The 826-nt window shown below is 64.9% G+C and carries 2 protein-coding genes; both read left to right on the forward strand.

Features of this window, described 5'->3' with window-relative positions; genetic code table 11:
• The coding region (locus Y705_RS23135; RefSeq protein WP_253908560.1) for a DMT family transporter at positions 1-504 on the forward strand (504 nt) is incomplete at its 5' end.
• Entirely contained in the window at positions 399-782 is a 384-nt protein-coding gene (locus Y705_RS21845; RefSeq protein ID WP_253908562.1) for an EamA family transporter, read from the forward strand. The genes Y705_RS23135 and Y705_RS21845, both read left to right, overlap by 106 nt.
• The last annotated feature ends 44 nt before the right edge of the window (positions 783-826 follow it).

Raw genomic sequence — 826 nt, forward strand, 5'->3', positions numbered from 1 at the left:
TGCGCCGGAATCCTGCTGGGAATGTGCCTGGTGTTCCAGCAACCCCTCACCGGGTTTCCACCGGCAGCCTGGATCGGAATCCTGGCGGTGACACTCGTGGCACAGATCATGGGACATTCGGTGTTCAATCACCTGCTCGCCGTGATGAGTCCGCTGGTCGTGTCGATGGTGATCCTCCTCGAGATTCCGGGAGCAGCCGTCCTGGCCGCAATCTTCCTGGACGAGCAGCTGCCGGCGGGCACCTATGCGGGTCTCGGACTGATCCTTGTGGGGCTCGCCGTCGTGGTGCGGGGGCAGGGGCGTCGTCGTGCCAGGAAGGCGTCCCTGGACGTCGCGGGTGGACCACCTCCCGTACTCGGAGGGCCCGCCGCACACTGTCCACGGGAACCTACACCACGCTGTGCTATGGAGGGTGCGCCGGAATCCTGCTGGGAATGTGCCTGGTGTTCCAGCAACCCCTCACCGGGTTTCCACCGGCAGCCTGGATCGGAATCCTGGCGGTGACACTCGTGGCACAGATCATGGGACATTCGGTGTTCAATCACCTGCTCGCCGTGATGAGTCCGCTGGTCGTGTCGATGGTGATCCTCCTCGAGATTCCGGGAGCAGCCGTCCTGGCCGCAATCTTCCTGGACGAGCAGCTGCCGGCGGGCACCTATGCGGGTCTCGGACTGATCCTTGTGGGGCTCGCCGTCGTGGTGCGGGGGCAGGGGCGTCGTCGTGCCAGGAAGGCGTCCCTGGACGTCGCGGGTGGACCACCTCCCGTACTCGGAGGGAATTGACTCCTGCACACAAAAGGAAAAGGCGGGAAGACCGTCCCCGGGAT

This window comes from Arthrobacter sp. H41, from assembly GCF_000520535.1.
Lineage (GTDB): Bacteria > Actinomycetota > Actinomycetes > Actinomycetales > Micrococcaceae > Arthrobacter_D.